This window comes from Ruegeria sp. D3 (genome assembly GCF_056534465.1).
Genome location: NZ_JBQFPK010000003.1, coordinates 87,201 through 111,673 on the forward strand (window position 1 = coordinate 87,201; position 24,473 = coordinate 111,673).

29 protein-coding genes are annotated in these 24,473 nt (G+C 60.1%); 20 read left to right on the forward strand and 9 right to left on the reverse strand.

Features of this window, described 5'->3' with window-relative positions; all coding sequences use genetic code 11:
- The first annotated feature begins 138 nt into the window (after positions 1 to 138).
- Positions 139 to 693 carry a YqgE/AlgH family protein gene (locus ACR0DX_RS05210; RefSeq protein WP_170353576.1) on the forward strand — a complete coding sequence of 185 codons (555 nt, stop codon included), beginning with the start codon at positions 139 to 141 and terminating at the stop codon, positions 691 to 693.
- Here ACR0DX_RS05210 and ACR0DX_RS05215 read toward each other — a convergent pair whose 3' ends face one another.
- On the reverse strand, positions 694 to 1,644 hold the full coding sequence (locus ACR0DX_RS05215) for an L-threonylcarbamoyladenylate synthase (protein ID WP_480845398.1): 951 nt from the start codon (positions 1,642 to 1,644) through the stop codon (positions 694 to 696). It abuts the gene before it with no gap.
- A 136-nt stretch (positions 1,645 to 1,780) separates the two neighbouring features.
- Here ACR0DX_RS05215 and ACR0DX_RS05220 point away from each other — a divergent pair, with 136 nt between their 5' ends.
- The 7 genes from ACR0DX_RS05220 (at position 1,781) to ACR0DX_RS05250 (ending at position 8,288) form a co-directional block, all read left to right on the forward strand.
- On the forward strand, positions 1,781 to 3,484 hold the full coding sequence (locus ACR0DX_RS05220) for an acyl-CoA dehydrogenase family protein (protein WP_170353574.1): 1,704 nt from the start codon (positions 1,781 to 1,783) through the stop codon (positions 3,482 to 3,484).
- Entirely contained in the window at positions 3,484 to 4,530 is a 1,047-nt protein-coding gene (locus ACR0DX_RS05225) for an MBL fold metallo-hydrolase (RefSeq protein ID WP_170353573.1), read from the forward strand. The genes ACR0DX_RS05220 and ACR0DX_RS05225 overlap by 1 nt, the downstream gene beginning before the upstream one ends.
- A gap of 4 nt (positions 4,531 to 4,534) precedes the next feature.
- The gene (locus ACR0DX_RS05230) at positions 4,535 to 4,984 is read left to right on the forward strand and encodes a DUF6173 family protein (RefSeq protein ID WP_170353572.1); all 450 of its coding nucleotides are present in this window, start codon (positions 4,535 to 4,537) and stop codon (positions 4,982 to 4,984) included.
- Between the two features lie 64 nt (positions 4,985 to 5,048).
- Positions 5,049 to 6,887 carry a glycerophosphodiester phosphodiesterase family protein gene (locus ACR0DX_RS05235; protein ID WP_480845401.1) on the forward strand — a complete coding sequence of 613 codons (1,839 nt, stop codon included), beginning with the start codon at positions 5,049 to 5,051 and terminating at the stop codon, positions 6,885 to 6,887.
- Positions 6,874 to 7,434 carry a hypothetical protein gene (locus tag ACR0DX_RS05240; protein WP_170353570.1) on the forward strand — a complete coding sequence of 187 codons (561 nt, stop codon included), beginning with the start codon at positions 6,874 to 6,876 and terminating at the stop codon, positions 7,432 to 7,434. The genes ACR0DX_RS05235 and ACR0DX_RS05240 overlap by 14 nt, the downstream gene beginning before the upstream one ends.
- Before the next feature lie 65 nt (positions 7,435 to 7,499).
- On the forward strand, positions 7,500 to 7,634 hold the full coding sequence (locus ACR0DX_RS05245) for an aa3-type cytochrome c oxidase subunit IV (protein WP_170353569.1): 135 nt from the start codon (positions 7,500 to 7,502) through the stop codon (positions 7,632 to 7,634).
- A gap of 21 nt (positions 7,635 to 7,655) precedes the next feature.
- Complete coding sequence (locus ACR0DX_RS05250) at positions 7,656 to 8,288, forward strand: hypothetical protein (RefSeq protein WP_170353568.1); 633 nt, start codon at positions 7,656 to 7,658, stop codon at positions 8,286 to 8,288.
- Here ACR0DX_RS05250 and ACR0DX_RS05255 read toward each other — a convergent pair.
- Positions 8,277 to 8,609: an AzlD domain-containing protein gene (locus ACR0DX_RS05255; protein WP_170353567.1), complete on the reverse strand. Its 333-nt coding sequence runs from the start codon at positions 8,607 to 8,609 to the stop codon at positions 8,277 to 8,279. The genes ACR0DX_RS05250 and ACR0DX_RS05255 overlap by 12 nt on opposite strands.
- Positions 8,606 to 9,322: an AzlC family ABC transporter permease gene (locus ACR0DX_RS05260; RefSeq protein WP_170353566.1), complete on the reverse strand. Its 717-nt coding sequence runs from the start codon at positions 9,320 to 9,322 to the stop codon at positions 8,606 to 8,608. The genes ACR0DX_RS05255 and ACR0DX_RS05260 overlap by 4 nt, the downstream gene beginning before the upstream one ends.
- On the opposite strand from ACR0DX_RS05260, the gene ACR0DX_RS05265 reads away from it, so the two are divergent.
- The 5 genes from ACR0DX_RS05265 to ACR0DX_RS05285 are packed head-to-tail and all read left to right on the forward strand — an operon-like array spanning position 9,321 to position 13,177.
- Positions 9,321 to 10,259, forward strand: coding sequence for a formate dehydrogenase accessory sulfurtransferase FdhD (locus ACR0DX_RS05265; protein WP_480845406.1), 939 nt, complete (start codon positions 9,321 to 9,323; stop codon positions 10,257 to 10,259). The genes ACR0DX_RS05260 and ACR0DX_RS05265 overlap by 2 nt on opposite strands.
- Positions 10,256 to 10,786 carry a hypothetical protein gene (locus tag ACR0DX_RS05270; RefSeq protein WP_170353565.1) on the forward strand — a complete coding sequence of 177 codons (531 nt, stop codon included), beginning with the start codon at positions 10,256 to 10,258 and terminating at the stop codon, positions 10,784 to 10,786. Before ACR0DX_RS05265 ends, ACR0DX_RS05270 begins: the two co-directional genes overlap by 4 nt.
- Positions 10,783 to 11,427 (forward strand): molybdenum cofactor guanylyltransferase MobA, encoded by a 645-nt coding sequence (gene mobA / locus ACR0DX_RS05275; RefSeq protein WP_170353564.1) that lies wholly within the window; start codon positions 10,783 to 10,785, stop codon positions 11,425 to 11,427. The genes ACR0DX_RS05270 and mobA overlap by 4 nt, the downstream gene beginning before the upstream one ends.
- Positions 11,424 to 11,915, forward strand: a complete 492-nt coding sequence (mobB, locus tag ACR0DX_RS05280) for a molybdopterin-guanine dinucleotide biosynthesis protein B (RefSeq protein ID WP_170353563.1) — start codon at positions 11,424 to 11,426, stop codon at positions 11,913 to 11,915. Before mobA ends, mobB begins: the two co-directional genes overlap by 4 nt.
- Entirely contained in the window at positions 11,912 to 13,177 is a 1,266-nt protein-coding gene (locus ACR0DX_RS05285) for a molybdenum cofactor synthesis domain-containing protein (RefSeq protein WP_480845409.1), read from the forward strand. Before mobB ends, ACR0DX_RS05285 begins: the two co-directional genes overlap by 4 nt.
- On the opposite strand, the gene ACR0DX_RS05290 is transcribed toward ACR0DX_RS05285, so the two are convergent.
- The 3 genes from ACR0DX_RS05290 to ACR0DX_RS05300 form a co-directional block, all read right to left on the reverse strand.
- Complete coding sequence (locus tag ACR0DX_RS05290; protein WP_170353561.1) at positions 13,174 to 14,166, reverse strand: hypothetical protein; 993 nt, start codon at positions 14,164 to 14,166, stop codon at positions 13,174 to 13,176. The genes ACR0DX_RS05285 and ACR0DX_RS05290 overlap by 4 nt on opposite strands.
- A gap of 14 nt (positions 14,167 to 14,180) precedes the next feature.
- Positions 14,181 to 14,651, reverse strand: a complete 471-nt coding sequence (greA, locus tag ACR0DX_RS05295; protein WP_170353560.1) for a transcription elongation factor GreA — start codon at positions 14,649 to 14,651, stop codon at positions 14,181 to 14,183.
- Between the two features lie 139 nt (positions 14,652 to 14,790).
- Positions 14,791 to 15,171 carry a VOC family protein gene (locus ACR0DX_RS05300; RefSeq protein ID WP_170353962.1) on the reverse strand — a complete coding sequence of 127 codons (381 nt, stop codon included), beginning with the start codon at positions 15,169 to 15,171 and terminating at the stop codon, positions 14,791 to 14,793.
- An 89-nt stretch (positions 15,172 to 15,260) separates the two neighbouring features.
- Here ACR0DX_RS05300 and soxR point away from each other — a divergent pair, with 89 nt between their 5' ends.
- The 4 genes from soxR (at position 15,261) to ACR0DX_RS05320 (ending at position 20,126) form a co-directional block, all read left to right on the forward strand.
- Entirely contained in the window at positions 15,261 to 15,716 is a 456-nt protein-coding gene (soxR, locus tag ACR0DX_RS05305; RefSeq protein ID WP_170353559.1) for a redox-sensitive transcriptional activator SoxR, read from the forward strand.
- Between the two features lie 136 nt (positions 15,717 to 15,852).
- Entirely contained in the window at positions 15,853 to 17,499 is a 1,647-nt protein-coding gene (locus tag ACR0DX_RS05310; protein WP_170353558.1) for an electron transfer flavoprotein-ubiquinone oxidoreductase, read from the forward strand.
- Between the two features lie 100 nt (positions 17,500 to 17,599).
- Positions 17,600 to 19,315, forward strand: a complete 1,716-nt coding sequence (locus ACR0DX_RS05315; protein ID WP_480845413.1) for a tetratricopeptide repeat protein — start codon at positions 17,600 to 17,602, stop codon at positions 19,313 to 19,315.
- Positions 19,305 to 20,126, forward strand: coding sequence for a 4-(cytidine 5'-diphospho)-2-C-methyl-D-erythritol kinase (locus ACR0DX_RS05320; protein ID WP_170353557.1), 822 nt, complete (start codon positions 19,305 to 19,307; stop codon positions 20,124 to 20,126). Before ACR0DX_RS05315 ends, ACR0DX_RS05320 begins: the two co-directional genes overlap by 11 nt.
- On the opposite strand, the gene ACR0DX_RS05325 is transcribed toward ACR0DX_RS05320, so the two are convergent.
- On the reverse strand, positions 20,119 to 21,117 hold the full coding sequence (locus tag ACR0DX_RS05325; protein WP_170353556.1) for a polyprenyl synthetase family protein: 999 nt from the start codon (positions 21,115 to 21,117) through the stop codon (positions 20,119 to 20,121). The genes ACR0DX_RS05320 and ACR0DX_RS05325 overlap by 8 nt on opposite strands.
- 56 nt (positions 21,118 to 21,173) lie before the next feature.
- On the opposite strand from ACR0DX_RS05325, the gene ACR0DX_RS05330 reads away from it, so the two are divergent.
- From ACR0DX_RS05330 to ACR0DX_RS05340, 3 genes are all read left to right on the forward strand, one after another.
- Positions 21,174 to 21,389, forward strand: a complete 216-nt coding sequence (locus ACR0DX_RS05330) for a putative signal transducing protein (protein WP_170353555.1) — start codon at positions 21,174 to 21,176, stop codon at positions 21,387 to 21,389.
- Entirely contained in the window at positions 21,386 to 22,156 is a 771-nt protein-coding gene (locus ACR0DX_RS05335) for a methyltransferase (RefSeq protein WP_170353554.1), read from the forward strand. Before ACR0DX_RS05330 ends, ACR0DX_RS05335 begins: the two co-directional genes overlap by 4 nt.
- A gap of 124 nt (positions 22,157 to 22,280) precedes the next feature.
- On the forward strand, positions 22,281 to 22,445 hold the full coding sequence (locus tag ACR0DX_RS05340; RefSeq protein ID WP_170353553.1) for a YdcH family protein: 165 nt from the start codon (positions 22,281 to 22,283) through the stop codon (positions 22,443 to 22,445).
- Here ACR0DX_RS05340 and yddG read toward each other — a convergent pair.
- Both yddG and ACR0DX_RS05350 read right to left on the reverse strand, forming a co-directional pair.
- Positions 22,442 to 23,308 carry an aromatic amino acid exporter YddG gene (gene yddG, locus ACR0DX_RS05345; protein WP_170353552.1) on the reverse strand — a complete coding sequence of 289 codons (867 nt, stop codon included), beginning with the start codon at positions 23,306 to 23,308 and terminating at the stop codon, positions 22,442 to 22,444. The genes ACR0DX_RS05340 and yddG overlap by 4 nt on opposite strands.
- Positions 23,305 to 24,252 (reverse strand): transcriptional regulator GcvA, encoded by a 948-nt coding sequence (locus ACR0DX_RS05350; RefSeq protein ID WP_170353551.1) that lies wholly within the window; start codon positions 24,250 to 24,252, stop codon positions 23,305 to 23,307. The genes yddG and ACR0DX_RS05350 overlap by 4 nt, the downstream gene beginning before the upstream one ends.
- Positions 24,253 to 24,473: the final 221 nt, after the last annotated feature.

Consider the following 24,473-nt stretch of genomic DNA (forward strand, 5'->3'; position numbering starts at 1 on the left):
AAATGCGCGGTCCCGACGCAGATTCCAAGTCACGTTCAGGTCACTCGAATGAAATCTGCGGAAATCTGCGCTGATCTCTTGCCAATCGCCGCCGCTCGGGGCCATTGTTGAAGGGCACCAAGCAAGAGATGCCATCTTATGGACCTGACCGGAAAACTGTTGATTGCGATGCCGGGTATGGGCGATCCGCGCTTTGATCATTCGGTGGTATATATGTGCAGCCACGGAGATGATGGGGCGATGGGTCTGATCATCAACAAGCCGTCAGACCTGCGGATCAAGACTTTGCTTGGGCAGCTCAACATCGCCTGCCGAATCCCTGTCGTGGGCGAACGCCTCGTACATTTTGGTGGGCCGGTCGAGATGTCGCGCGGCTTTGTTCTGCACAGTTCAGACTATGATGCGAATCTTCATTCGATGAAAATTTCGGATGATTTCAGCATGACCGCGACATTGGACGTCCTTGAAGATCTGGCCTCGGGTCGTGGTCCACTCAATTCGACATTGGCGCTGGGCTATTCCGGCTGGGGGCCTGGCCAGCTTGAGGATGAGATCGCCATGAATGGCTGGCTGACCACGGATGCGTCCTCGAAACTGGTGTTCGACGTCCCCGATGACGAGAAATGGGAGGCCGCGCTTGCCACTTTGGGTGTTGATCCGTTGACTTTGTCGGCCAGCGCCGGGCGTGCCTGATCAGCGATCGCGCGGTGCAGCGGCGCGGCGCAGACGGTCATTGATTGCTGCCCCAAGGCCGTGATCTGGGATTGGCGAAACCGCAATCGGTCGACCGGTGGTATTCAACTGGTGGAGCGCTGCAAACAGGTTAGCGGCGGCTTCGACCAAATTGCCTTTAGCCGACAGGTTGAGGTCGCAAGGAACAGACCCAAAACCCAACAGCACCTCGTCCCCCTGAGTGGCGTCAGCATTCAAGCGAACCGGGGCATCGGGCGCGTAGTGGGATAGTAACTGGCCGGGTGCTGTCAGCAGATCTCCGGTTTGATGTAGATGGAGGCGGGTGTTCAGGGTGCTCTCGATCTCTTCCAGCGCGACGCCGCCGGGCCGTAGCAAGGTTGGATCACCGGCCAGTCCAACGATCGTCGATTCCAGACCGACCCCGCACGGGCCGTCGTTCACGATAGCGGCAATGCGTCCGTCCAACCCGGCCCACACATGATCAGCGGTTGTCGGGCTGATTTGCCCTGACGGGTTCGCTGATGGCGCTGCAACGGGCCCGTCAAAGGCTTCGAGAATAGCGCGTGCCGTTGGATGGGCCGGAACGCGAATGGCCAGTGTATCTAGTCCAGCGGTCACCAGAGACGACACTTGATGGTCAGCGCGCAATGGCAAAACCAAAGTCAGCGGGCCGGGCCAAAAAGCATCTGCCAGGACCTGTGCCTGATCGGACCATGTCACAAATCGTTTTGCGGCGTCGACCGATGCAACATGCGCGATCAATGGGTTGAAACTGGGGCGGCCTTTGGCTGCATAAATGCGGGTCACGGCCTCTCCGTTGCAGGCATCGCCGCCTAGCCCGTAGACTGTTTCGGTCGGGAAAGCGACAAGCTGTCCTTGCCGCAGCAGGTCCGCTGCCTGCGCAATTCCGTCTGGGTCGGCGAACAGTTCGTGTGTTCCGTTGGGGATCATGGGTGGTGACGCCGCGTTTTGATTGCTTGTATCATGGGGACAGGTACGTAATCGTCCAAATCCAGATGAATAACGGTGGGCGCTGGGTTTTCCAACCCCGCCGTTGCAGACCTTTATACAGCCCCGAGGTGAAGCCATGCCATATCGCGCACCAGTCTCTGACTACGAATTCCTGTTCCGCCACGCGGTCGATTTCGGACAGATCGCCGCCACTGACAAGTTTTCGGAAGCCAGCGAAGACGTGGTCAGCGCGATTCTGACCGAAGCTGGAAAGATGTGCGAAGAGGTCATGGCCCCGCTGCAACGCCCCGGCGATCTGGAGCCGGCGCGGCTGGAGAACGGTGTTTTGCGCACCTCACCGGGTTATGGTGACGGCTGGAAAGCGATTGCCGAAGGCGGCTGGATCGGCATGAGCGCGGATCCCGAATATGGTGGCATGGGCCTGCCGATGACTCTGACAACCGCCGTAAACGAGATGATGTCAGCGGCCTGTCTGTCACTGCAATTGGCCCCGCTGATGACGCAGGGCCAGATCGAAGCGTTGGAACACCACGCCAGTGATGCGCTGAAAGAGCTGTACCTGCCCAAGATGATCGCGGGCGAGTGGTCAGGCACCATGAATCTGACCGAACCGCAGGCCGGTTCGGATGTGGGTGCGCTGACATCAAAAGCGGAACCCAATGGCGATGGTACTTTCGCGGTGTCGGGCCAAAAAATCTACATCTCTTGGGGCGACAACGATTTTGCGGAAAACGTCTGCCACCTTGTTCTGGCGCGTCTGCCCGACGGCGTCCCTGGAACCAAGGGGATTTCGTTGTTCCTGGTGCCCAAATACCTGCCAGACGAAAACGGCAATCCCGGCGTGGCGAATGACCTGAAAGTGGTTTCGCTGGAACATAAGATGGGCCTTCACGGCTCGCCGACCTGCGTGATGCAGTATGACGGTGCCAAAGGCTGGCTTGTGGGCAAGGAACATGGCGGTATGGCCGCGATGTTTACCATGATGAACAACGCGCGTCTGGGCGTGGGTGGTCAGGGCGTTGGCGTGGCCGAGGGTGCCTATCAGCACGCATTGGCCTATGCGCTGGAACGCAAGCAGGGCAAGACGCCCTCGGGGACGATCATCGACCACGCCGATGTACGGCGGATGCTGATGAGCATGCGTGCCGACACGTTTGCGGCGCGGGCGATCATGCTGGCCAATGCGGCGGCGATCGACATGGCGACGGCCACCAATGATCCCGAATGGGTGTCGCGCGCTGCGCTGCTGACCCCGATCAGCAAGGCGTTTGGAACCGAAACAGGCATGCGCGTCTCGGAAGAGGGCGTGCAGGTCCACGGTGGAATGGGCTTCATCGAGGAAACCGGCGCGGCGCAGTTCTATCGCGATGTCCGCGTGACAGCGATCTATGAGGGAACCAACGGCATTCAGGCGATGGACCTTGTGGCCCGCAAGATGATGGATGGCGGCGAAGCGGCCAGCCGTCTTCTGGACGAGATCGAGGATCACGCTGAAACGGCCCGTGCGACCATGCCGGAACTGGCCGGTCCGGTCTGGGAAGCCACCGAAAGCCTGCGCGAGGCCACCGAGTGGTTGGTGTCGCAGGCCGACATGAACAACCGTTTTGCCGGTGCCGTGCCCTATTTGCATGCCTTCGCCCGCATTTTGGGCGCGCATTACCACCTGAAGGCGGCGCTGGCCGAGCCCGAAGGTCCGCGCTTCAAGCTGGCGCGCTTCTACATCAACGCACTGCTGCCTGAATACGCAGGTCTGCTGGCGCAGGCGCAAAACGGGGCCGAAGATGTCTACGGTCTCAGCGCAGAAGAACTGGCCGCCTGATGGACGGCCAGAGCCCTTTGACGATCCGTTATCCCTGGCCCGAGGCTCCGGCCCCGGGCGAGGCGACTGAGGTCGCCGAAGGCGTGCTGTGGATGCGCTTGCCGCTGCCCATGGCGCTGGATCACGTCAACATCTATGCGTTGGATGATGGTGACGGTTGGACGGTGATCGACACCGGTCTGTCCTCGAACAAGACGCGCGGCATATGGGCTGATTTGATGGCGGGCCCGCTGGGCGGCAAGCCGGTCAAACGGGTGGTGGTGACACATCACCATCCTGACCATGTCGGCAATGCCGGTTGGTTCCAGTCCGAACACGGGGCCGAGCTGGTGACAACCCGCACCGCATGGCTGTTTTCGCGGATGCTGCAGTTGGACGTGCAGGAAACCTGGCCGACCGAGACGCTGGATTATTACCGCAGCGCCGGGATGGATGCGGATTTCTTGGCCAAACGCATGACCGAACGGCCGTTCAATTTCTGCGACACGGTCTATCCGATGCCGCTGGGCTTTACCCGGATCAAGCAGGGCAGCGTGATCCGAATGGGCGGGCGCGATTGGGACGTGCATATGGGCAATGGCCACGCCCCCGAACACGCGACCTTCTGGAGCCGTGACGACAATCTGGTGATCACCGGCGATCAGATCCTAAGCTCAATCAGCCCCAATCTGGGGGTTTATGTGACCGAGCCGCTGGCCGATCCGGTGGCCGAATGGCTTGAGGCCTGTGAGCGGCTGCAAGGGTTGGCGCGCCCCGATCACCTGGCGTTGGGCGGGCACAAGCTGCCCTTCACTGGCCTTCCGCTGCGGATGAAGCAACTGATCGACAATCACCATGGTGCGTTGGAGCGTCTGCAAAACTATCTGGACACACCCAAAACCGCCGCCGAGTGCTTTCCGCCCCTGTTCAAACGCCAGATCGGCGATGGCGAATATGGGCTGGCGCTGGTCGAGTCGGTTGCACATCTGAACCATCTTTATCACATTGGAGCGGTGACCCGGACGCGGCGCGCAGACGGGGCTTGGGAGTTTCAACGCAAAGGGTAATGCCATGGACAAAATCGAAACCTCGGCCGAGGCAGCAGAAGCGGCGGCCTTGCCCCGCTGTTACGAAGTCCATGCCAACCCTGACGCTCAATCCGGCACACAAAATCTGCCCGACACACTGCAAAAACCGGTTGAAAGCAAAAGCCCGGCGCAATGGGCCTATGAGCGGCTGATCCTTTATATCCAGAATTTCGAGAAAACGCTGGATGCCGATCACGAGGTCGCCATGGGCTTCACTGGTGGCGATGCAGGCGTGATGCGGATCGAAGGGATGGGCTATTTCGACCCTGATATGATCACCTTTTATGGCTCGGACGGGCCCGGCGCGCGGACGCAATTGGTGCAGCATGTCAGCCAGCTGAACGTGATGCTGCGCGCCCTGCCCAAATCGGTCGAGGACAAGCCAGCCAACCGCATCGGATTCCGTCTGGCGGCCGATCTGGAAGAAAGCTGAGCGTACATCTTGCAATTCACCTCTGCGCGGCCTTGAATATGTTGGTCATTCAAGGGGAACGCTGGTGAGCCTTTTTTCAGCCGTTACAACATCCTATCGCGGCGCCTGGGCGCGACGACGTGTCTTTGTGCCGATCTATCTGGCCGTGCGCCTGCTGCTGGTTGCGCTGATCGCGCCGGGGGTGGCGATTACAGTCAATCTGGCGGTGTCGCTGTCAAACCAGACCGCGCTGACGGATCAGGCCATCGCCGCATTCATCCTGTCTCCGGTCGGGTTCGTGGCGGCTGTGGTGGTGCTTAGCCTGTTTCTATTGGCTGAGGTGCTGGTCTTTTCGGTCATGGCAGCCTCGTTGCGAATGGGTGAACGTGACCCGTGGCGCGCGGGCAGTTCCGCCATTGGCCTGATCCTGTCGCGCCTGCCCGCTCTATTCGGTTTCGCGGTGCGGTTCGTGTTGCGGGTGTTGCTGTTGGTTGTGCCATTTGCCGCTGTCGCGGCGGTGATCGCGTGGTGGACCCTGACCGACTATGACATCAACTATTACCTGACGTTCCGCCCGCCATCCTTCCTTGTGGCCGTGGGCCTGATCGGCGCGGTGGTGCTGGTCATGGCTTGGGTGTTGATCCGCAGGCTCTCGGCCTGGGCGCTGGGCCTGCATCTGGTGTTGTTCGAATCCGTTGCCCCCGCCAGCGCCTTCAACGTCAGCGCCACCCGGATGGAGGGTAAGCGCGGGCGGCTCAAGCTTGAGCTGGCGATCTGGCTGTGCCTGCGCATTGTCATTGCCGCGTTGATTGCGACGGTGGCGGGGTTGTTGTTCGATCTGGTGCCGCTGCAGGGGGCGTCTCATCTGAAAATGGCGCTGATCTACAGTCTGATCGTAGCCGGGCTGTGGTCTCTGGCCGGGCTGGTTCTGGCCGCAACGGCGCTGGGCGCGCTGGCGGTGCTGCTGGATGGGTTTTTCGAGATCAAGACCTCGGAGCCCCCGCATCCCGAACCGGGCAATTTGCGCGTGCCGCTTCTCGCCGCTCTTGGCGGCGCGGCGGTGGCCTTGGTTGCGGGGCTATGGGTCGGGCAGGAGGTGCTGGACCGTGTCGATGCCCCCGACCGGGCCGAGGTGATCGGCCACCGGGGGGCTGCAGCGTTGCGGCCGGAAAACACCATGGCCGCAGTTCTGAAAGCCATTGAGGACGGTGCCGATTGGGTCGAGATCGACGTGCAGGAAACGGCAGATGACGTGGTGATCGTGGCTCATGACAGTGATTTCATGAAACTGGCGGGCGTGCCCACCAAGGTCTGGGATTCCACGATGGAAGACGTGGCCGAGATCGACATCGGCAGTTGGTTCGATCCTGAATACGCCGACGAACGCACCCCGACTCTGCGACAAGTTCTGGAGGCAGCAAAGGGCAAGGCCAAGGTCATCATTGAGTTGAAATATTACGGTCACGACGTCGATCTGGAAAATCGCGTCGCCGCGCTGGTGGAAGAGTTCGAGATGCAGGACGACATCGCCACCATGTCGCTGAAATACCCCGCCGTGCAGAAAATGGAAAAACTGCGCCCTGAATGGCGCGCCGGTGTTCTGGCCGCCACGGCGGTCGGAGACCTTTCAGGGCTTGAAGGTGAGTTTGTGGCCGTCAATGCAGGCATGGCGACGCCGGGGCTGGTCCGCAGCGTGCAGGCGGCGGGCAAGGATATCTATGTCTGGACGGTGAATGACCCGCTGCAGATGTCGGCCATGGCTTCGATGGGGGTAGACGGGTTGATCACCGATGACCCGGCGCTGGCCAACGAGGTGTTGCGCATCCGGGCCGAGATGGGCCCGGCTGAGCGCCTTTTGCTGTGGCTTGCAACTACTTTTGGCATGTCCGTGGACAAACAGGCGATGCGCGATGCCAGCCCGTAAACTGACGCTGATCCTGTCGGTTCTGGCCAGCCCGGTCGCGGCGCAAGATTTCATGCGCAGCCTCGAACTGCCCGCCCATCGCGCGCTGATCGCGCAAAGCGAGGGAGCAGATTTAACAGTATTCGAGACTGATGGATGCTCGGGCGGGTTGTCGACCAGCTGGCGGTTCGTGGCCGAGACCTTCCCGAAGTTCCGCGCTTTGTATGAAGCGCACCCACCCTGGGAATACTGCTGCGTGGCCCATGATCGGGCCTATCACAACGCGGGTGCAGCCCTGCGCGCCGAAGACAGTTATGACGCGCGCCTGTCAGCGGATGACACGCTGCGCGCCTGCGTGAAACAGCACGGCACTGAGCACGCCGAAGAGTATTCCGTCCGCTATGACATGACACCCGACCAGATTCGCACCGCCCATTCCGTGACAGCCGAAGCGATGTTTGCGGCTGTTCGATTCGGCGGCGCGCCCTGTTCTGGCCTGCCGTGGCGCTGGGGCTTTGGGTATCCGGGCTGTTCGGTGTTCCAATCTGCGGCCCCTGCGCGCGAATGACGTGGTGACAGCCCTCGCGTTTTCGATTACCAACGTCTCAAACACGCGAATTGGGAATCTTTCACATGGCTGAATACAAGCACGGCGAAATGGACATCAAAGTTCAGGAAAAAACATTTGACGGCTTTATCAAGGCGACCACGTGGTGCGTCGTAGCCATTGCCTTCCTGTGCCTGTTCCTGGCGGTTTTCGCTTCTTAAACCTTAAAATCGGGGTCCATCGTGATCAGGATAGTGATTGCCTGCCTTTTGGCAGCAACGGTGGCTGGCTGCGTGGGCTCTCAACGCCCGCAGGCCGATTTCTCAGAGATTGCGGCCCGGTCCTATAGTGATCCCGGCCCGTCGACCCTGACGCTCTATACGATGATCAGCACGCGCACCGGTTCGGGGGCGCATACCTCGTTGATGATCAGCGGCAGCGAGCGGGTGATTTTTGACCCCGCAGGGTCTTTCCGCGCCGATGTGGTGCCGATCAAGGATGATGTGCTGTATGGCATCACTCCCAACGTGGAGCGCGCCTATCGCAGCAGCCACGCGCGCGAGACGCACTATGCCCGCATCCAGACCATCGAAGTGACCCCGCAACAGGCCGAAATCGCGCTGCAACTGGCCAAACAATCGGGCCCGGTGGCGGGGGCGTTCTGTACCAATTCAACTGCGCAACTGCTGCAGCAGGTGCCGGGGTTCGAGCAGATCAGCACCACCTTTTACCCGGTGAAACTGTCCGATCAGTTCGGCCAGATACCGGGAGTGGTGACGACGGAATACCGCGAGAATGACTCGGCTGACTTGCAAGCTGGGTTGGCAGCGAACAATGCCCTGCTGAACCAGCAGGACACGGCCCTAGCCCAGTAGATACAGCAATCCGTAAAGGGTTCCGGCCCCGCTGAAAATCGCGGCGATCACGTTCTTGGTCCAAAGCCCCACGGCCACAGAGACCGCCGCAGCCGACATGCGCGGTATGTCCGGCTGGCCTTCGGTCGCGGTTGGCCAGACCACCAGCGGCGCAATCAGCGCAGGGATGATCGCCACGGCTGTATAGCGTAGATGGCGCAGCAGCCAGGGGGGCATCGGTCGATCTCCGACCAATCCGATAAAGACAAAGCGCAGCCCATAGCTGCCGATCGCCAGTCCGATGATAATGGTCCAGACGGTAACGGGATCTGGCGGGGTCATGTCCGGGCCTTTCTGCGCTCGGCGATCAGTTCGGCCTGAGCGCCTGCGATCATGCCCGCGCATCCGGCGATCAGCAGGCCAAGGTTATAGGGGACGCCGACGGTGAACAGCGACACGACAATGGCCACAAGGGCCGCGACCACATGCGCTAAGGTCCGCATCATCGGCCCGATCATGGCCAGAAAGGTGATCGGCAGTGCAAAATCCAGCGCCCAGCTTTCGGGAATACGTGTGCCCAGCACCGCCCCCAGATAGGTCGCCAAGATCCACAGCGGCGTGATCGGTGTGACTGAGCCCACGAAATAGGCCATTCGCTGCGGCACGCTCATGTCGGGCTGTTTTTCGAACTGGATGATCGAGCTGGCATAGGATTGATCCACGGTCAGATAGGCCGCGAATGCCCTCTGCCACATCGGCGCGGCCCCCAGATAGGGCGTCAGCGAGGCGGAATACATCGCCATCCGCAGGTTCACCGCCAAAGCCGAGATCAGGATGATTGCCGTCGGAGTTTGGTCCTGCAGCAGTTGCAGCGCGGCAAACTGCGCCGCCCCGGCAAAGACGGTCGCGGTCAGCGTCATGGTTTGCAACAGGTTCAGCCCGGCCTCGGTCGCGAAGACGCCGAACAGGGTGCCAAAGGGGATCGCCACGAAGATGAAAGGCGTCCCGTCGCGAAAACCCTTCCAGAAGTATGACTTGGATGTGGTGTCTGCCATGGCTAAATCCTATGGTAATGCCCGCAGCAGTATCTGTCTTACGAAGGGGTTGCAATTGGCCACGGAACTCGATCTTTCGGACTACATCATCGCCCCCGATCCCGGCGCGGTCCGCCTGACCCGCGCGGTTGAGGGCGTGGACCAGAATGGTGAGGTCAGCCATATCTCGGTGGTTGAGGAGCGGCCGCTGACCATTTTCCTCAACTCGCAGGAAATCGTGACGGCGATGACCATTGGCGACTATCCCGAATATCTGGCGCTGGGGTTCCTGCGCAATCAGGGGATGCTGCTGGCGGATGATGAAATCACCCGTGTTGACTATGACGACGATCTGGAAACCGTGGTGGTGCGGACCGCGCGTGAAACCTCGTATGAGGACAAGCTCAAGAAAAAGACCCGCACCAGTGGCTGCGCAGTGGGCACGGTCTTTGGCGATATGATGGAGGGGCTCGAGGGTGTGCGCCTGCCACAGGTTCAGGTTCGGACCTCGTGGCTGTATGATTTGGCCGCCAAGATTAACCGCACGCCGTCATTGTACCTTGAAGCCGGGGCGATTCACGGCACGGTGCTGTGCCACGAAAATCGCCCCCTAGTCTATATGGAAGACGTGGGTCGTCACAACGCAGTCGACAAAATCGCGGGCTGGATGCTGTCCGAAGGCGCGGTGGCCGATGACAAGATCCTCTATACGACTGGGCGATTGACATCCGAGATGGTGATCAAAACGGCGATGATGGGCATCCCGGTATTGGCGTCTCGGTCCGGGTTTACGGCTTGGGGCGTCGAGATCGCGCGCGAGGTCGGCCTGACCCTGATCGGCCGAATGCGCGGACAACGTTTCGTGTGCCTGGCGGGCGAGGACCGCCTGCTGCGCGACGTCGATCCCTCCAGCGTGGCGGTCGAGGACAAGAAACATCGACGGAAGAGTGCGGGATGATTGTTGCGCTTTACATCATTCCCCTCCTACTGATGGTCCTATTCGTGTGGATCATGGTGAAAGCCCTCCTCCACTTTGAGCGTTGCAAGAAGGCAGTCGTTGATGGAATAGCAAGGCTCGGGACGGACAGGCTGTCCCGGCTTGGATGGAAAGCTGGTCCTTATGTGAGCTTACGGGAAGCTCTTCCGCTTCCGGGGTCGGGCTGGACGTTGCGCGACACACGCTTTCGCGATCAGATGTATGGTCTTCAACGGGTTGCTATTCATGGCCTGCCTGCGCCCAGAGAGCTGGGCAAATCTGTTGTGAAGTCAGCGCGGGCATTTAGGCTCTATTTCTGGATGATTGGCGTTCCGGGCATGTCTTTGGTGTATTTGGTTGGGGCTGCACAAATCGGCATCTGGTTGGGCAAGATAACGCCCACGCCTCCGATCTATTGGTTTACAGCGATGGTGGCGGTCACTTCTGTTGGATTTCTCCTTCCGTTCGAGAAGTACCGGAAATGGCCCAATGTCGAGGATATGAAATGACCAAACCCCTCGGAGTGATCCTCGCCGGTGGACTGGCGACCCGGATGGGTGGCGGCGACAAGGGCCTGTTGCAGATCGGCGGGCAGAGCCTGATGGCGCATGTGATCGACCGGCTCGCCCCTCAGGTGGACGGGCTGGCGCTGAACGCAAATGGTGATCCTGATCGGTTTGCCGATCTGAACCTGCCGATCCTGCCGGATACGATTGACGGCTTCGCGGGCCCTCTGGCCGGGGTGCTGGCGGGGTTGGACTGGGCGGCGACACAAGGCGCGGACTCTATCATCACCGCGGCTGCCGATACGCCGTTTTTCCCCCGTGATCTGGTGACGCGATTGACCGAGGCTGCGCAGGGCCAGACCCACCCGCTCGTGCTGGCCACCACGCCGCGCAGGGGGGACGAAGTGCTGAAATCCGGCGGGGGCAAACGCATCAACCGGCACCCGACCTTTGGTCTATGGCCCGTGGCGCTGCGCGATGATCTGCGGGCGGCGCTGCAGGACGGTTTGCGCAAGGTGGTGATCTGGACCGACCAGCACGACGGGCGCGAGGCGCTGTTCCCCGCCGAGCCGTTTGATCCGTTCTTTAACGTCAACACGCCCGACGATCTCGCGCGGGCCGAACAGCTGCTGGAGCAGGCATGAGGGTTTACGGCGTCACCGGCTGGAAAAACGCTGGCAAAACCGGGTTGATGGAGCGTTTGGTGGCCGAAATCACCGGACGGGGGTTTACCGTCTCGACACTTAAGCATGCGCATCACCGCGTCGATGTGGATCAGCCCGGTACTGACAGCTATCGCCACCGCACGGCAGGCGCGTCCGAGGTGCTGCTGGCCTCGGGTCAGCGTGTCGCCATCATGCAAGAACTGCGTGGCGCGTCCGAGCCTTCGATGGCGGATCTGCTGGCGCGCCTCTCCCCGGTCGATCTGGTGTTGATCGAGGGGTTCAAGCGTGAGAGCCACCCTAAGGTCGAGGCGTTCCGGGCCGAGGCCGGGAACGCGCTGATGGCCCCCGAAAACCCAACGATCCGCGCCGTGGCCAGCGACACGCCGCTGCAGGTGGATCAGCCGATTTTTGACCTGAACGACACAGCGGCGATTGCCGATTTCATCTTGCGAGAGGTGGGGCTATGACCAAACCCGACATTGCGCCCCCACCCCTGCGCAACGATTGTTTTGCCTTGCCCGCCGGGGTGAACTGGACCCCGATCGACGATGCGCTGGCCCTGTTGCGCGACCGGCTGACCGTGGTTGCAGGCGTGGAAACCGTGCCTTTGGCGCAGGCCACCGGGCGTATTCTGGCGCAGGAGGTTATCGCCCAACGTTCGAATCCGCCGCAGCCCAATACGGCGGTGGATGGCTATGGCTTTGCCGGGGTCGCGCTTGACGGCCCGCAGGTGATGCCGCTGCATCCAGGGCGCGCGGCGGCTGGGATACCGTTTGATGGCACGGTACCTGAAGGCTATGCGTTGCGTGTGTTGACCGGGGCGGCACTGCCTGCGGGCGTGGATACAGTCATTCTGGAGGAGGACGTGACCGTTCAGGACGGCCACATCGCTTTTCACGGGCCGCTGAAACGCGGCGCAAATACCCGCAAGGCAGGCGAGGATGTGGCTGAGGGCGACGCGATTCTGCCCGCCGGACGTCGCCTGACCCCGGCTGATCTGGCGCTATTGTCGGCCACCGGTCTGGCCGAGGTTCCGGTGCGCAAAGTACTGCGCGTGGCGGTTCTGTCCACGGGGGATGAACTGGTCGAACCCGGTGAATCCGCCGGTCCGGGCCAGATTTACGATGCCAACCGTCCGATGCTGTTGTCCTTGTTGGAACGCATGGTGTTTGAGGTGGTAGATATGGGCCGGGTGCCCGACGACCGCGAGGCGTTGCGGACTTGTCTGAACCAAGCCGCTGTACGCGCGGATGTGATCCTGACCAGTGGCGGCGCGTCTGCCGGGGATGAGGACCATGTCTCGGCACTGTTGCGGCAGGCAGGGGCGATGCAGGAATGGCGGATTGCGTTGAAACCCGGTCGCCCTCTGGCGCTTGGGATGTGGGGCGGAACGCCTGTGTTCGGCCTACCCGGAAACCCGGTGGCCGCGTTGGTTTGCACGCTGATCTTTGCGCGCCCGGCCTTGGGCCTGATGGCGGGCGAGGGTTGGTCGACCCCTCAAGGCTTTGACCTGCCCGCCGCGTTTGAAAAGCGTAAGAAACCGGGCCGCCGCGAGTATCTGCGCGCCCGCATCCGTGATGGCCGGGCTGAGGTGTTCGCCTCCGAGGGCTCAGGTCGGATCAGTGGGCTAAGCTGGGCTGAAGGGCTGGTCGAGATTGGGGATGGCGCGTGCCATATCAAACCGGGCGACATGGTCCGGTTCATCCCCTATGGCAGCTTTGATCTTTAATCGAAGGTTCCAGCCACTCGACCCAACAACATGAACGCCCGCGCGGTGCGCGTGTCGCCAAGCGCGGTCAAGTCGGCATCGCTGGCCTCGGGCTCGAACTCGATGATCATGTGGTCGAACCGGCGCAGAAAGTGATGCGCGGCATCGCGGAAGATGGGATCCTGCTTCATCCGGGCTGACGTCAGCGCCAGTGACGAACGGTCCCTTATGCCGCCCAAAGCAGCCACGGCACGCCCGCGTGATCCTTGCGCAAATTGCCGCCAGATTTCCGGACGCGCCATGTCGGGGCGCAGGTCATCCATGTAGATGCCTTCCTGACTGAGCAGGGTCAGCACATCCTGCGACGCCTGCACCAGCTGCGCGGTCTTGCGGTCTTTCAGCGCCAGCCTCAGGGCATTGAACCCTTCGGTGTCTTCCTGCGTTTCAGGGAAGTTCAGGGCGCGGATGAACACATCCGTCCCAAGCGGAGGCGCGATGTCTTCGGCCTGTGTTCCAAGTTCCAGCGTGGTCTGGTCGCCGTTTGCATTCGGGGTCTTGCCCCGAACAGGCTGAGTCCGATGCGTGGAAAACGTGGCCAGGGTACTTTCTGTCTTTTTGGCTGTCTCGACAATTTCGTCCAGTTTCTTGGACACATTGGGCTCATAGCCGCTAGAGGCGCGCTGCTGCTGAGCGATCAATGCATTGCGAATCGCGTCGATCGAACTTTGTAGCCGCGCGCTTTCTTCACGCATGATACGGCTGGCGCGCAGTGCCGTGGCTGCCACCCAGATCATGGCAATCGGCATGAAAACCGCCAGCAGCGTTACCACGAAACCGCCGCCTTCTATTTTGCCGGGCAACACTAGGAATACGACCGACACGACCAGCCAGATAAGGCTGAGAACGATGGCCGCGATTTCGATTTCGGTCAACGCGGGTTCCGCTGGCCGGTCATACATACCAATCGGTGCGGGCCGTTCGGTTTCGTGCTCTGGCGTGGACTCGGACATTGTCGGCGCTTGGCTTAGGCGTACTCGATACTCAGGATTTCATAGGAACGTACACCACCAGGGGTGCGGACTTCGACACTGTCACCTTCTTCCTTGCCGATCAAGGCGCGGGCGATAGGAGATTTGATATTCAGCAGGCCACTTTCGATACTGGCCTCATATTCACCGACAATCTGCCAGGTCTTTTCCTCGTCAGTGTCCTCATCGACCAAAGTGACCTTGGCGCCGAATTTCACAGCACCGGACAGCTTTGCTGGGTCGATCACGTCGGCCAGCGACAAGATACCTTCCAGTTCTTTGATGCGGCCTTCGATAAAGCCCTGCTTTTCACGCGCCGAGTGATACTCGGCGTTTTCCTTCAGGTCGCCCAGCTCTCGGGCCGAGGCGATGGCTTCGATGATCGCCGGGCGCTCGACGGATTTGAGGTTTTTCAGCTCCGCCTCGAGCGCGGCATTGCCCGCAGGCGTCATGGGAATCTTTTCCATATTCTCGTCGTCCACGCATAAATTGAGTCGCCCCGCCGCACGAGATTGGCGCCGGGGCGAATGATTGGGTCGTCAAGTACCTGACCCAAATGGCGCGTGAAATGCAAGGGGGCTAAATCACGCCAACGCGGATTACAGCCTACGTGTAGCTAATCACCTCGAATTCGATCCCGTTGTCGTCATCAAAATAGAACCTTTTGCCCGGTTCGTAATCAGCATGCGACGTTGGCGTGAATCCTGCTTTGATAACGCGGGCTTCGGTTTCGTCGATATCTTCGACCAGAACACCAACATGATTAAGCCCACCAACGATGTCATAGCTGCTTTCTTGTGATAGTTTGGGATCGCTGGGCGCGTAAAGCGCCAAATATGTGTGCGCGCTGCCCACATGGACCGTATATCCGCCCGCGATGGCCGGTCCTTCCCAGCGGGTTTTCCAACCAAAGACTTCGTGCATCCATTTGGCCGAGGCCTGAGGGTCGCGGACGGTAAAGTTGGTGTGTTCAAGCGTCGCCATCATGGGATCTCCTTTTTTCATCTTGAGGCGTGTCGCGACGCACCGTAATTTCTAAACCTAACTTTAGGTCAAGGTATTTGTTGGAGGATAAGTTGGCGTTATCCGAGGGGCTGGCCATTGGCGCTTTGGCCCGGCGCACGGGATTGGCGGTTTCGGCCATTCGCTACTATGAGGCGCAAGGGTTGATCACCCCGTGGCGCAATGCGGGCGGGCAGCGGCGGTATCAGCGCGCTGATATCCGGCGGCTGAGCTTTGTCATGATCGCCCAGCAGTTCGGTTTGTCGCTGCCGGAAATTCGGCAGGTGTTGTCGGGTCTGCCGGGCAATCGGACGCCAACACCGAAAGACTGGCAAAAGATCAGCGTCGGGCTGCGCGCGCATCTGGATCAGCGAATCGAGACGCTGACGCGGTTGCGTGACAATCTGGATGGATGCATTGGCTGCGGCTGTCTGAGCTTGCCCAAATGTGCGCTTTACAACCCGGATGACCGGGCCAAGTCAAAGGGAAGTGGCCCCAGGTACCTGCTGGGGGACAGCCCGGACGCGTGATCTGCCGCATTGCGGCATTGTTACGCCGTGTTCTGATTGACCAAGGACTTGGTGAACATGTAGTCAGCAGGGAAAGAAAATTGCGCCGAGCACGTGCACAAAGCGCCAATTCGGAAAGTTAGCTAAGGAGCCCGCGATGGCCGATATTGAACGCGAAGCGATGGAATACGATGTGGTGATCGTGGGCGCAGGCCCGGCCGGTCTGTCTGCAGCCATCCGTTTGAAACAGCTGGATGCCGATCTGAACGTTGTCGTTCTGGAAAAGGGCTCGGAAGTCGGGGCGCACATTCTGTCTGGTGCGGTGCTTGATCCCTGCGGCCTGGATGCTTTGATCCCGGACTGGAAAGAGAAGGGCGCGCCGCTGAACACAGAGGTGCATGAAGACAATTTCTATATGCTGGGTGAGGCCGGTCAGATCCGCATCCCCAACTGGCCGATGCCGCCGTTGATGAACAACCACGGTAACTACATCGTGTCGATGGGCAATGTTTGCCGCTGGATGGCCGAACAGGCCGAAGAACTGGGCGTAGAAATCTTCCCCGGTATGGCCTGTTCCGATCTGGTTTACGGCGAAAATGGCGAAGTCAAAGGCGTGGTGGCCGGTGTCTTTGGTTTGGAAGCCGATGGCTCATATGGTCCGAACACCGAGCCGGGGATGGAGCTGCACGGCAAATACGTCTTCCTGTCGGAAGGTGTACGTGGATCGCTGTCCAAAGAGGTTATCGCCAAATACGACCTGTCAGCGGGCAAAGAGCCGCAGAAATACGGCGTTGGCATGAAAGAAATCTGGGAGATCGACCCGGCCAAGCACAAAGAAGGCTCAGTCACACACACGATGGGCTGGCCTCTGGGCAGTAACGCGGGTGGCGGATCGTTCATCTATCACCTGGAAAACAATCAGGTCTATGTCGGTTTCGTGGTTCACCTGAACTATAAAAACCCGCACTTGTATCCCTACATGGAATTCCAGCGCTTCAAGCACCATCCGATGGTGGCTGAACTGCTGAAAGGCGGCAAGCGCGTGGCCTATGGCGCCCGTGCGATCACCGAAGGGGGCTATCAGTCGATGCCGAAACTGGTTGCGCCGGGTGTGGCGCTGCTGGGCTGTTCGGCGGGTATGGTCAACGTGCCGCGCATCAAGGGCAACCATAACGCGATGCTGTCGGGCAAAGCCGCAGCCGAGGCCGCCTTTGACGCCATCAAAGCCGACCGTTCGGGCGACGAACTGACCGCATACGAGACCGACGTACGCGAAGGTGCCATCGGCTCCGACCTGAAAAAGGTGCGAAACGTCAAGCCGATCTGGTCGAAATGGGGCCTGACCGCATCGCTGATGCTGGGCGGAATGGACATGTGGACCAACACGCTGGGCTTTTCGTTGTTCGGGACAGTTGGCCACGGCAAGAACGATGCCGAGGCGACCGAGGAAGCCAGCAAGCACAAGCCCATCGACTATCCAAAACCAGATGGCGTGCTGTCTTTCGACCGCCTGACCAACGTATCCTTCGCGGCTACCAACCACGAGGAAAGCCAGCCTTGTCATTTGAAACTGGCCGACCCGGCAATCCCGGTCAGTGTCAACATGCCCAAGTTCGACGAACCTGCGCAACGCTATTGCCCGGCGGGTGTCTACGAAATGGTCGAGGATGAAAACGGTCCGCGATTCGTCATCAACTTCCAGAACTGTGTTCACTGCAAGACCTGCGATATCAAGGATCCCAGCCAGAACATCACCTGGACAACGCCGCAGGGTGGCGACGGACCGAATTATCCCAACATGTAAGCGAAAAACGGGCAATGGCAGGGTCGTGAAGGCTCTGCCATTGCCTCTTTCCGGCCGAAGCCCTAGCTTAGATAGCAGTCAACAATGGCAGGGCAGGATTTTGGTGGTATCCTTCTTACGTCGCGCGGCAGTTGCCGCGCTTCTTTCATCGGCCTTTTCGTTTCCGGGTTTTGCGGATACTGGATCCGGAGCCTATCTGGCCGGACGTCAGGCAATTTTCCAGAACGATTACTCCGCGGCCGAACGATACTATGCGCAAGCTCTGCGTGCCGACCCCGAGAACGGTAAGCTGCTGGAAAGCGTTGTGGTCGCGCGGCTGTCGCTGGGCCAGATAAAACGCGCGTTGCCGGTCGCCCAAGCGATTGAAGAGCTCGGTATACCCAGCCAAGCGGCCCGTATGGCCATTGCAGTTAACTTGCTGGCCCAGGGTGAGCTGGATGAATTCCTGTCCCGTGACCCGGAGACGCAAGGCATAGGGCCGCTCGTCGACGGATTGCTGTTGGGTTGGGCCTATGTCGGCCAGGGCGCGATGACCAACGCGATGGAGCAGTTTGATACTGTTGCCACGCAAGAAGGGCTTACCGAATTTGCGCTTTACCACAAGGCGCTGGCCCTGGCCTCGATCGGAGATTTCGAAGGGGCCGAGGCGATCTTTGCGGCCAATGACAGCGCGATTGCGCGCTTTACCCGACGTGCCGCACTGGCCCGTACCGAAGTGCTGTCGCAGCTGGACCGCAACGAAGATGCGTTGGTTTTTTTGGATGAAGTCTTTGTCGCAGGAAGCGACCCGTCCATCGAAGGGTACGAGGCGCGTCTGAAAGCTGGCGAGACTTTGCCCTTTACCCATATCGGTTCTCCGCAAGACGGCATGGCCGAAGTGTTCTTTTCTGTCGGGGCAGCTCTCAGTCGCGAAGCCGCACAGAACTATGTCCTGCTTTATGCTCAGCTCGCGGCCTTTCTACGCTCGGATCATGTCGACGCGATCCTGCTGAGTGCTGAATTGCTGGATGGGCTTGAGCAATATGATCTTGCGGTCGAAGCCTATCGTAAAGTGCCAGCGACCAGCAGCGACTACCATGCGGCTGAACTGGGCCGCGCCGAGGTTTTGGGCCGCGCGGGCAAGACAGATGCCGCGGCCGAAGTTCTGCAGAACCTGGCCGCCAAAAGCCCTGACCTGCCCAGTGTGCATGTGGCGCTTGCCGATCTGCAGCGCCGCGAGGAAAACTACGCGGCTGCAGTGGAAACCTACAACACTGCGATAGAACTGATCGATTCGGGTGTGGGGGGCAACTGGTTCCTGCACTACGCCCGAGGCATCTCGCACGAACGCCTCAAGCAGTGGGATCAGGCCGAAGCCGATTTCCGCCGCGCGCTGGAGCTGAATCCAGATCAGCCGCAGGTGTTAAACTATCTGGGTTATTCGCTGGTCGAGCGCCAGGAAAAGCTGGGTGAGGCGCTGGATATGATCGAACGCGCAGTGGCTGCTCGCCCTGACAGCGGCTATATTGTTGACAGTCTTGGCTGGGTTCTGTTCCGTTTAGGCCGCTACAACGAGGCGGTCGAGCATATGGAGCATGCGGTCGAGCTGATGCCTGTTGATCCGGTCGTCAATGATCATCTGGGCGATGTCTATTGGGCCGTGGGTCGTGCGCGCGAGGCCGAGTTCCAGTGGAAACGTGCTCTGTCTTTCATCGACCCCGAAGACACGGATGGCGAGGCTGATCCGGACCGTATCCGCCGCAAGCTGGAAATTGGACTGGACGCGGTTCTTGTCGAAGAAGGGGCCGAGCCCCTGAAAGTGGCCAATGAAGGCTGAGGCGTTTGCCCCCGCCAAGATCAATCTGACCCTGCATGTGACTGGCCGCCGCGCGGATGGTTATCACCTGTTGGATTCTCTGGTGGTCTTTGCTGATGTGGGTGACACGCTGCAGTTCACTCCTGGCGATGCCCTGACGATTGCAGTGACGGGTGAACACGCCGATGGCGTACCAGCAGACAGCCGAAATCTGGTTTGGAAAGCCGCACAGGCGGCGGGTTGGACCGGCCATATCGACCTGAACAAAGTGCTACCGCATGGCGGCGGCATTGGGGGCGGGTCCTCGGATGCGGCGGCGACACTACGGATGGCGGCAGAGCAGGGTAGGACAGTCTCGCCCGACGTGGCCCTGTCACTGGGGGCTGATATCCCGGTCTGCGTAACGGCTCGGGCCATTCGGATGCGGGGCATTGGGGATGATCTGACGTCCGCTTCGCTGCCCTCTCTGCCAGCTCTGTTGGTTAACCCTGGCGTCGAAGTGCCCACCGGGTGCGTGTTCGCGGCATTGAAAAGCCGCGACAATCTGCCAATGCCTGCAGAGATCCCCGAGTTGGAGACTGTCGAAACCTGCGCCGATTGGTTGCAGGATCAACGCAACGACCTTGAACCGCCAACAACGGGCTTGGCCCCTGAGGTCGCCCGCGTTCTGGATGAACTGGCAGGCACGAAAGCGGCCCTCATGGCGCGCATGTCAGGGTCGGGTTCGACCTGTTTCGCGCTTTATCCCACGATGAAAGACGCGCATTTCGCCGCCTATGAGATTGGTGCGGCCCATCCCGATTGGTGGTGCCGCGCGACTCAGCTTAATTGAGGCGCGAGACCACGTAGTCGGCAAGATCACACAACAGCGTGCGGATCTCGTGATCAGGCAGAGCCTCCAGCGATGCTTTGGCCTTGTTCGCCCAGCCGAATGCATCCGCCCGCGTTGCTTCAAGCGTGCTGTACTTTGCCATCAGCCCAAGCGCGTGGTCCAGATCACCCTCTTCCTGACGACCGCGTCCGATGGTGCGTTCCCAGAAGGCGTGTTCGTCGGGCGTGGCCTGCGCCACAGCTTTGATCACCGGCAGGGTCAGCTTACGCTCGCGGAAATCATCGCCCACATTCTTACCTGTGGCTGCGCTCTCGCCTTGATAATCCAGCAGATCATCCGCAATCTGGAACGCAATCCCCAGCGCGTCGCCATAGTCATAAAGCGCCTTGACCTGTTCCTCGGTCGCGCCTGCGATCACGCCGCCCACCTCGGTCGCGGCCGAGAACAGCGCCGCCGTCTTGCCGCGCACAACCTGTAAGTAAATCGCCTCGGTCGTGCCCAGATCGGTTGCGGCAGTCATTTGCAGCACTTCGCCTTCGGCAATCGTGGCCGAGGCATTGGCCAGAATATCCAGGACCCGCAGCGAGCCGGTCTCAACCATCAACTGAAAGCTGCGGGAGAACAGGTAGTCGCCGACCAGAACGCTGGATTTGTTGTCCCACAGCAGGTTCGCTGTAGGCCGCCCGCGCCGTTGGGCGCTCTCGTCGACCACATCATCATGCAGCAGGGTTGCAGTGTGAATAAACTCGACCGTCGCGGCCAGACGAACGTGGTGATCTCCGGCATAGCCAAACAGCCGCGCCGCCGCCAAGGTCAGCATCGGGCGCAGGCGTTTGCCGCCAGCCTCGACCAGATGCGCGGTGACTTCGGGAATGCGCGGCGCGTGTTCGGACGCCATGCGCGTGCGGATCAACTCGTTGACCGCGCCCATCTCGCCCGTCAGGATTTCCGCCAAGCGCTCATGCGGTTTTGTGACTGTGTCGATATTCATCACACCCTTGATACAAGGCTCGACATCGCGGCCGCCTTGCCCTTACATCCATCCCCATGAAAGAACTTTTGCGCAGCACTGATCCGACGATTCTGGCCTTTGCATCCGCCCTTCTTGAGGGCGAGGATATAGACTGCTTTCAGATGGACGTAAATATGAGCATCCTCGAAGGTGGCATCGGAATCTTCCCCCGCCGCTTGATGGTGCGCGCCGATGACCTGACCCGCGCCGAACGTGTCATGCACGACAATGATATCCCTTTGGGTCGATGACACTGTTTGCTGACGCCGACCTGACCCGAAACGACTTTTTGGGCGGGCGTGTGCGCCTGTGGCAACCCATAATGGGCTATCGCGCAGGCGTAGACCCTGTTTTATTGGCCGCATCTGTACCCGCAATACCCGGTCAGACAGTTATGGAGCTGGGATGCGGTGCCGGTGCAGCTGTGTTTTGCCTGATGGCCCGCGTACCCGATCTGCAGGCTGTGGGGGTCGAGTTGCAGCCTGCATATGCCGATCTGGCGCGTCGGAATGCCGCTGAGAATTCCGTCTCGCTTGAGGTTTTTGAGGCTGATCTGACCGCTTTGCCGTCCGATCTCAAACAGCGCCAGTTCGATCACGTTATTGCGAACCCGCCCTATTATCGGGCCGGAGCCCACAGCCCGGCGGCGGATGAAGGCCGTAGCGCCGCATTGGGTGAGAACACGCCGTTGAACCTTTGGATCGAGACTACGGCCAAACGCCTTGCCCCCCGGGGTTATCTGCACATGATTCAGAAAGCGGACCGGTTGCCAGATATGCTGGCCGCGTGTGAGGGGTGCTTGGGGTCTGTCGAAGTATTGCCGTTGTCCGCCCGTGTTGGTCGACGTGCTGAACTGGTTATTCTGAGGGGCAGAAAGGGCGGAAAAGCCGCGTTTCAACTGCATGCCCCGCTGGTTCTCCATTCAGGTGAGCGCCATGAGGTAGACGGTGACAGTTACACTCCGCCAGTTTCGGCCGTATTGCGCGAAGGGGCTGGCTTGCCCGGATTTTCCAGCTGACAGGCATTAACCAGCCGATTTTGTCGGATTTGTTACATTTTCTATGCACCCGCAGCGTGACAGGGTGGAAACGATGTGCTCAACTTCTTACGTGAAACTCAGACATCAACAGAGGAGTACCGCCATGAGCGTGAGCGCACACCTGACCGAACTTAAGAAAAAGCACGAAAACCTCGGTCTTGAAGTTGAACAAGCACAACGCTCGCCTGGTATCGACGACCTTCACATTGCTCAGCTTAAAAAACAGAAGCTAAGGCTCAAGGAAGAGATTGAGCGATTGTCGAGTTAACGGCGCATACTGGCCCGGGCGGCAATTAAGGCGCCGCCAGTGATTAAAACGGCCGCGATCGCCAGACCCCAGCTTGGGGCGGCGATCCCGGCGACCACCAGAACAAGCGTAGACAGAAGCGGGGCCGCGTAAGATGACGTGCCCAAAATTTGAATGTCGCCCTGCTTGACCCCGATATCCCAGACATAAAACGCCAAGCCAACGGGCCCCAACCCAAGAGCTATGACTGATCCCCAACCCAGAATGGTTTCTGGCCAGACTGTCTCTTCAACGGCGATGTGCAAAAGGCCCGAGGCGATGGCCGTGGCCACACAGAACACAGCCACCGAACTGGTTGGCGTGTCGCCCAGACGACGCGACAGCACGGAATAGCCCGACCATGTCAGCGCGCACATCAAGGCCAAGGCATACCCCGGCAGGTGTTCGGCCTGAAAACCGCTGCTACCGCCACCCGCGATGATCACGGCGGCCCCTGCGAAACCCAGGCTGGCCCCGATCAGGTGGCCGATGCGCAATTGTTCTCCGGGCAAGAGCCCCGAGAGCAGGACGATCAGCAGAGGCCACAGATAGGCGATAAGCCCGGCCTCTGCGGCAGGGGCCATTCGCAAAGCCGAGAAATACAGCGCATGATAGCCAAAAAGACCGATTGTACCGAACAGATAGGTCGTCCACGGGATTTCTCGAAGCTGACTCAACCCGCCTGTGGCCCATGTCCAACCCAATCCCAGCGTCCCCCCGATGGAAAAGCATAGGGCGTTCAGCAGCAAAGGCGGCGTGGGCGCGGACCCAACCGTAAAGAGGGCCAGCAGGGCCCAAAGCAGGACGGCGACAAAGCCGATTCCCGTTGCGCGCGTTCTTGTCACGGTGCGGGCACCTCTTCCACCGGAATGATTTCGAACTCATCCGACAAATGCGCAGTCTTTTCAATCTCGGACATGAACCAATCGCGGAACGCCGCAATCTGAGGTCTGTTTTCGGATCCTTTAAGACACAGAAACCGGAAGCGGCCCATGGTCTCGATTGCGACCTTGAAGGGGGCAACCAAACGGCCTTCCGCCAGATCCTTGATAATCATAGCCCTTCGACCGAGCACGACGCCCACTCCGGCAACTGCTGCGTCAATCGCATGATCCGCGTTGGAAAAATGCGCGCCGTGCTGTGGGTTGAAGTCTACCCCGACGGCCCGAAACCAAGTGGGCCAGTCAGATGGGGGCCGCAGAAACGCAATCGAGTCGTCAAAGATCAAGGGGGCCTCCCGCAGGCTTTCAGGCGTTGGAAATTGTTCGGCCATATCCGGGGTCATCACCGGGGTCAGCCATTCCTTGCGAACGGGGACGGAATACAGCCCTTCGTCCCCGCCATAGCCAAAGCGGATCGCCACATCCACATCGTCCCTCTCGAGGTCCATGTTACGTAATGTGGCCGAGAACTTCAGGTCGATCTCTGGATGCGCGCGGGCAAAGTCATAGAGCCGTGGAGCCAACCATTTGGCCGTCAACGCCGGGCCCGCCGTAACGGTCAGGCTGGTGTCATTGCCCAGCCGCCGGGCCGCCTGCCACGCGGCTTGTAGCTTGGCGAACCCGTCTGCCGCACCGGGGGCCAAGGCGCGCCCGGCTTCCGTCAATTCTACCGCCCGGTTGAGGCGACGAAACAGGGGGCGTCCCAGATGCTCCTCCAGCGATTTGATCTGAAAGGACAAGGCTGCGGGCGTGACATGCAGTTCTTCTGCAGCCTTGGAAAAAGACATGTGGCGCGCGGCGGCATCAAAGGCCCGTAGGGCGGTAAGTGGCGGTAGGTAGTCGCTCATAGGGTAAGAATATCTTAACTGGGATCAGAAGAAAGCTCGTTTGTCGGCCGTAAAAATAAGCCTCATATAGATCTCAAGTCAAACAACGCTGAACTGAAAGGAGATATTCCATGATCGAGGCAACCTCCAGCCCATCTGTCGCCCGCGCCTTTCGGCGTGCCCATTTCGAACGGTCCCGCGCGATCGGTGACTTGGTGAAATGGCTATTCGGTTCCCGCTGA

Excerpts from the sequence above, each read along its gene's own strand:
- ACR0DX_RS05210 (WP_170353576.1), top strand. The coding sequence starts at position 139 with ATGGACCTGACCGGAAAACTGTTGATTGCGATGCCGGGTATGGGCGAT.
- ACR0DX_RS05215 (WP_480845398.1), bottom strand. The coding sequence starts at position 1,644 with ATGATCCCCAACGGAACACACGAACTGTTCGCCGACCCAGACGGAATT.
- ACR0DX_RS05220 (WP_170353574.1), top strand. The coding sequence starts at position 1,781 with ATGCCATATCGCGCACCAGTCTCTGACTACGAATTCCTGTTCCGCCAC.
- ACR0DX_RS05225 (WP_170353573.1), top strand. The coding sequence starts at position 3,484 with ATGGACGGCCAGAGCCCTTTGACGATCCGTTATCCCTGGCCCGAGGCT.
- ACR0DX_RS05230 (WP_170353572.1), top strand. The coding sequence starts at position 4,535 with ATGGACAAAATCGAAACCTCGGCCGAGGCAGCAGAAGCGGCGGCCTTG.
- ACR0DX_RS05240 (WP_170353570.1), top strand. The coding sequence starts at position 6,874 with ATGCCAGCCCGTAAACTGACGCTGATCCTGTCGGTTCTGGCCAGCCCG.
- ACR0DX_RS05245 (WP_170353569.1), top strand. The coding sequence starts at position 7,500 with ATGGCTGAATACAAGCACGGCGAAATGGACATCAAAGTTCAGGAAAAA.
- ACR0DX_RS05255 (WP_170353567.1), bottom strand. The coding sequence starts at position 8,609 with ATGACCCCGCCAGATCCCGTTACCGTCTGGACCATTATCATCGGACTG.
- ACR0DX_RS05265 (WP_480845406.1), top strand. The coding sequence starts at position 9,321 with ATGGCTAAATCCTATGGTAATGCCCGCAGCAGTATCTGTCTTACGAAG.
- ACR0DX_RS05260 (WP_170353566.1), bottom strand. The coding sequence starts at position 9,322 with ATGGCAGACACCACATCCAAGTCATACTTCTGGAAGGGTTTTCGCGAC.
- ACR0DX_RS05270 (WP_170353565.1), top strand. The coding sequence starts at position 10,256 with ATGATTGTTGCGCTTTACATCATTCCCCTCCTACTGATGGTCCTATTC.
- mobA (WP_170353564.1), top strand. The coding sequence starts at position 10,783 with ATGACCAAACCCCTCGGAGTGATCCTCGCCGGTGGACTGGCGACCCGG.
- mobB (WP_170353563.1), top strand. The coding sequence starts at position 11,424 with ATGAGGGTTTACGGCGTCACCGGCTGGAAAAACGCTGGCAAAACCGGG.
- ACR0DX_RS05285 (WP_480845409.1), top strand. The coding sequence starts at position 11,912 with ATGACCAAACCCGACATTGCGCCCCCACCCCTGCGCAACGATTGTTTT.
- ACR0DX_RS05290 (WP_170353561.1), bottom strand. The coding sequence starts at position 14,166 with ATGTCCGAGTCCACGCCAGAGCACGAAACCGAACGGCCCGCACCGATT.
- greA (WP_170353560.1), bottom strand. The coding sequence starts at position 14,651 with ATGGAAAAGATTCCCATGACGCCTGCGGGCAATGCCGCGCTCGAGGCG.
- ACR0DX_RS05300 (WP_170353962.1), bottom strand. The coding sequence starts at position 15,171 with ATGATGGCGACGCTTGAACACACCAACTTTACCGTCCGCGACCCTCAG.
- ACR0DX_RS05310 (WP_170353558.1), top strand. The coding sequence starts at position 15,853 with ATGGCCGATATTGAACGCGAAGCGATGGAATACGATGTGGTGATCGTG.
- ACR0DX_RS05320 (WP_170353557.1), top strand. The coding sequence starts at position 19,305 with ATGAAGGCTGAGGCGTTTGCCCCCGCCAAGATCAATCTGACCCTGCAT.
- ACR0DX_RS05325 (WP_170353556.1), bottom strand. The coding sequence starts at position 21,117 with ATGAATATCGACACAGTCACAAAACCGCATGAGCGCTTGGCGGAAATC.
- ACR0DX_RS05330 (WP_170353555.1), top strand. The coding sequence starts at position 21,174 with ATGAAAGAACTTTTGCGCAGCACTGATCCGACGATTCTGGCCTTTGCA.
- ACR0DX_RS05335 (WP_170353554.1), top strand. The coding sequence starts at position 21,386 with ATGACACTGTTTGCTGACGCCGACCTGACCCGAAACGACTTTTTGGGC.
- ACR0DX_RS05340 (WP_170353553.1), top strand. The coding sequence starts at position 22,281 with ATGAGCGTGAGCGCACACCTGACCGAACTTAAGAAAAAGCACGAAAAC.
- ACR0DX_RS05350 (WP_170353551.1), bottom strand. The coding sequence starts at position 24,252 with ATGAGCGACTACCTACCGCCACTTACCGCCCTACGGGCCTTTGATGCC.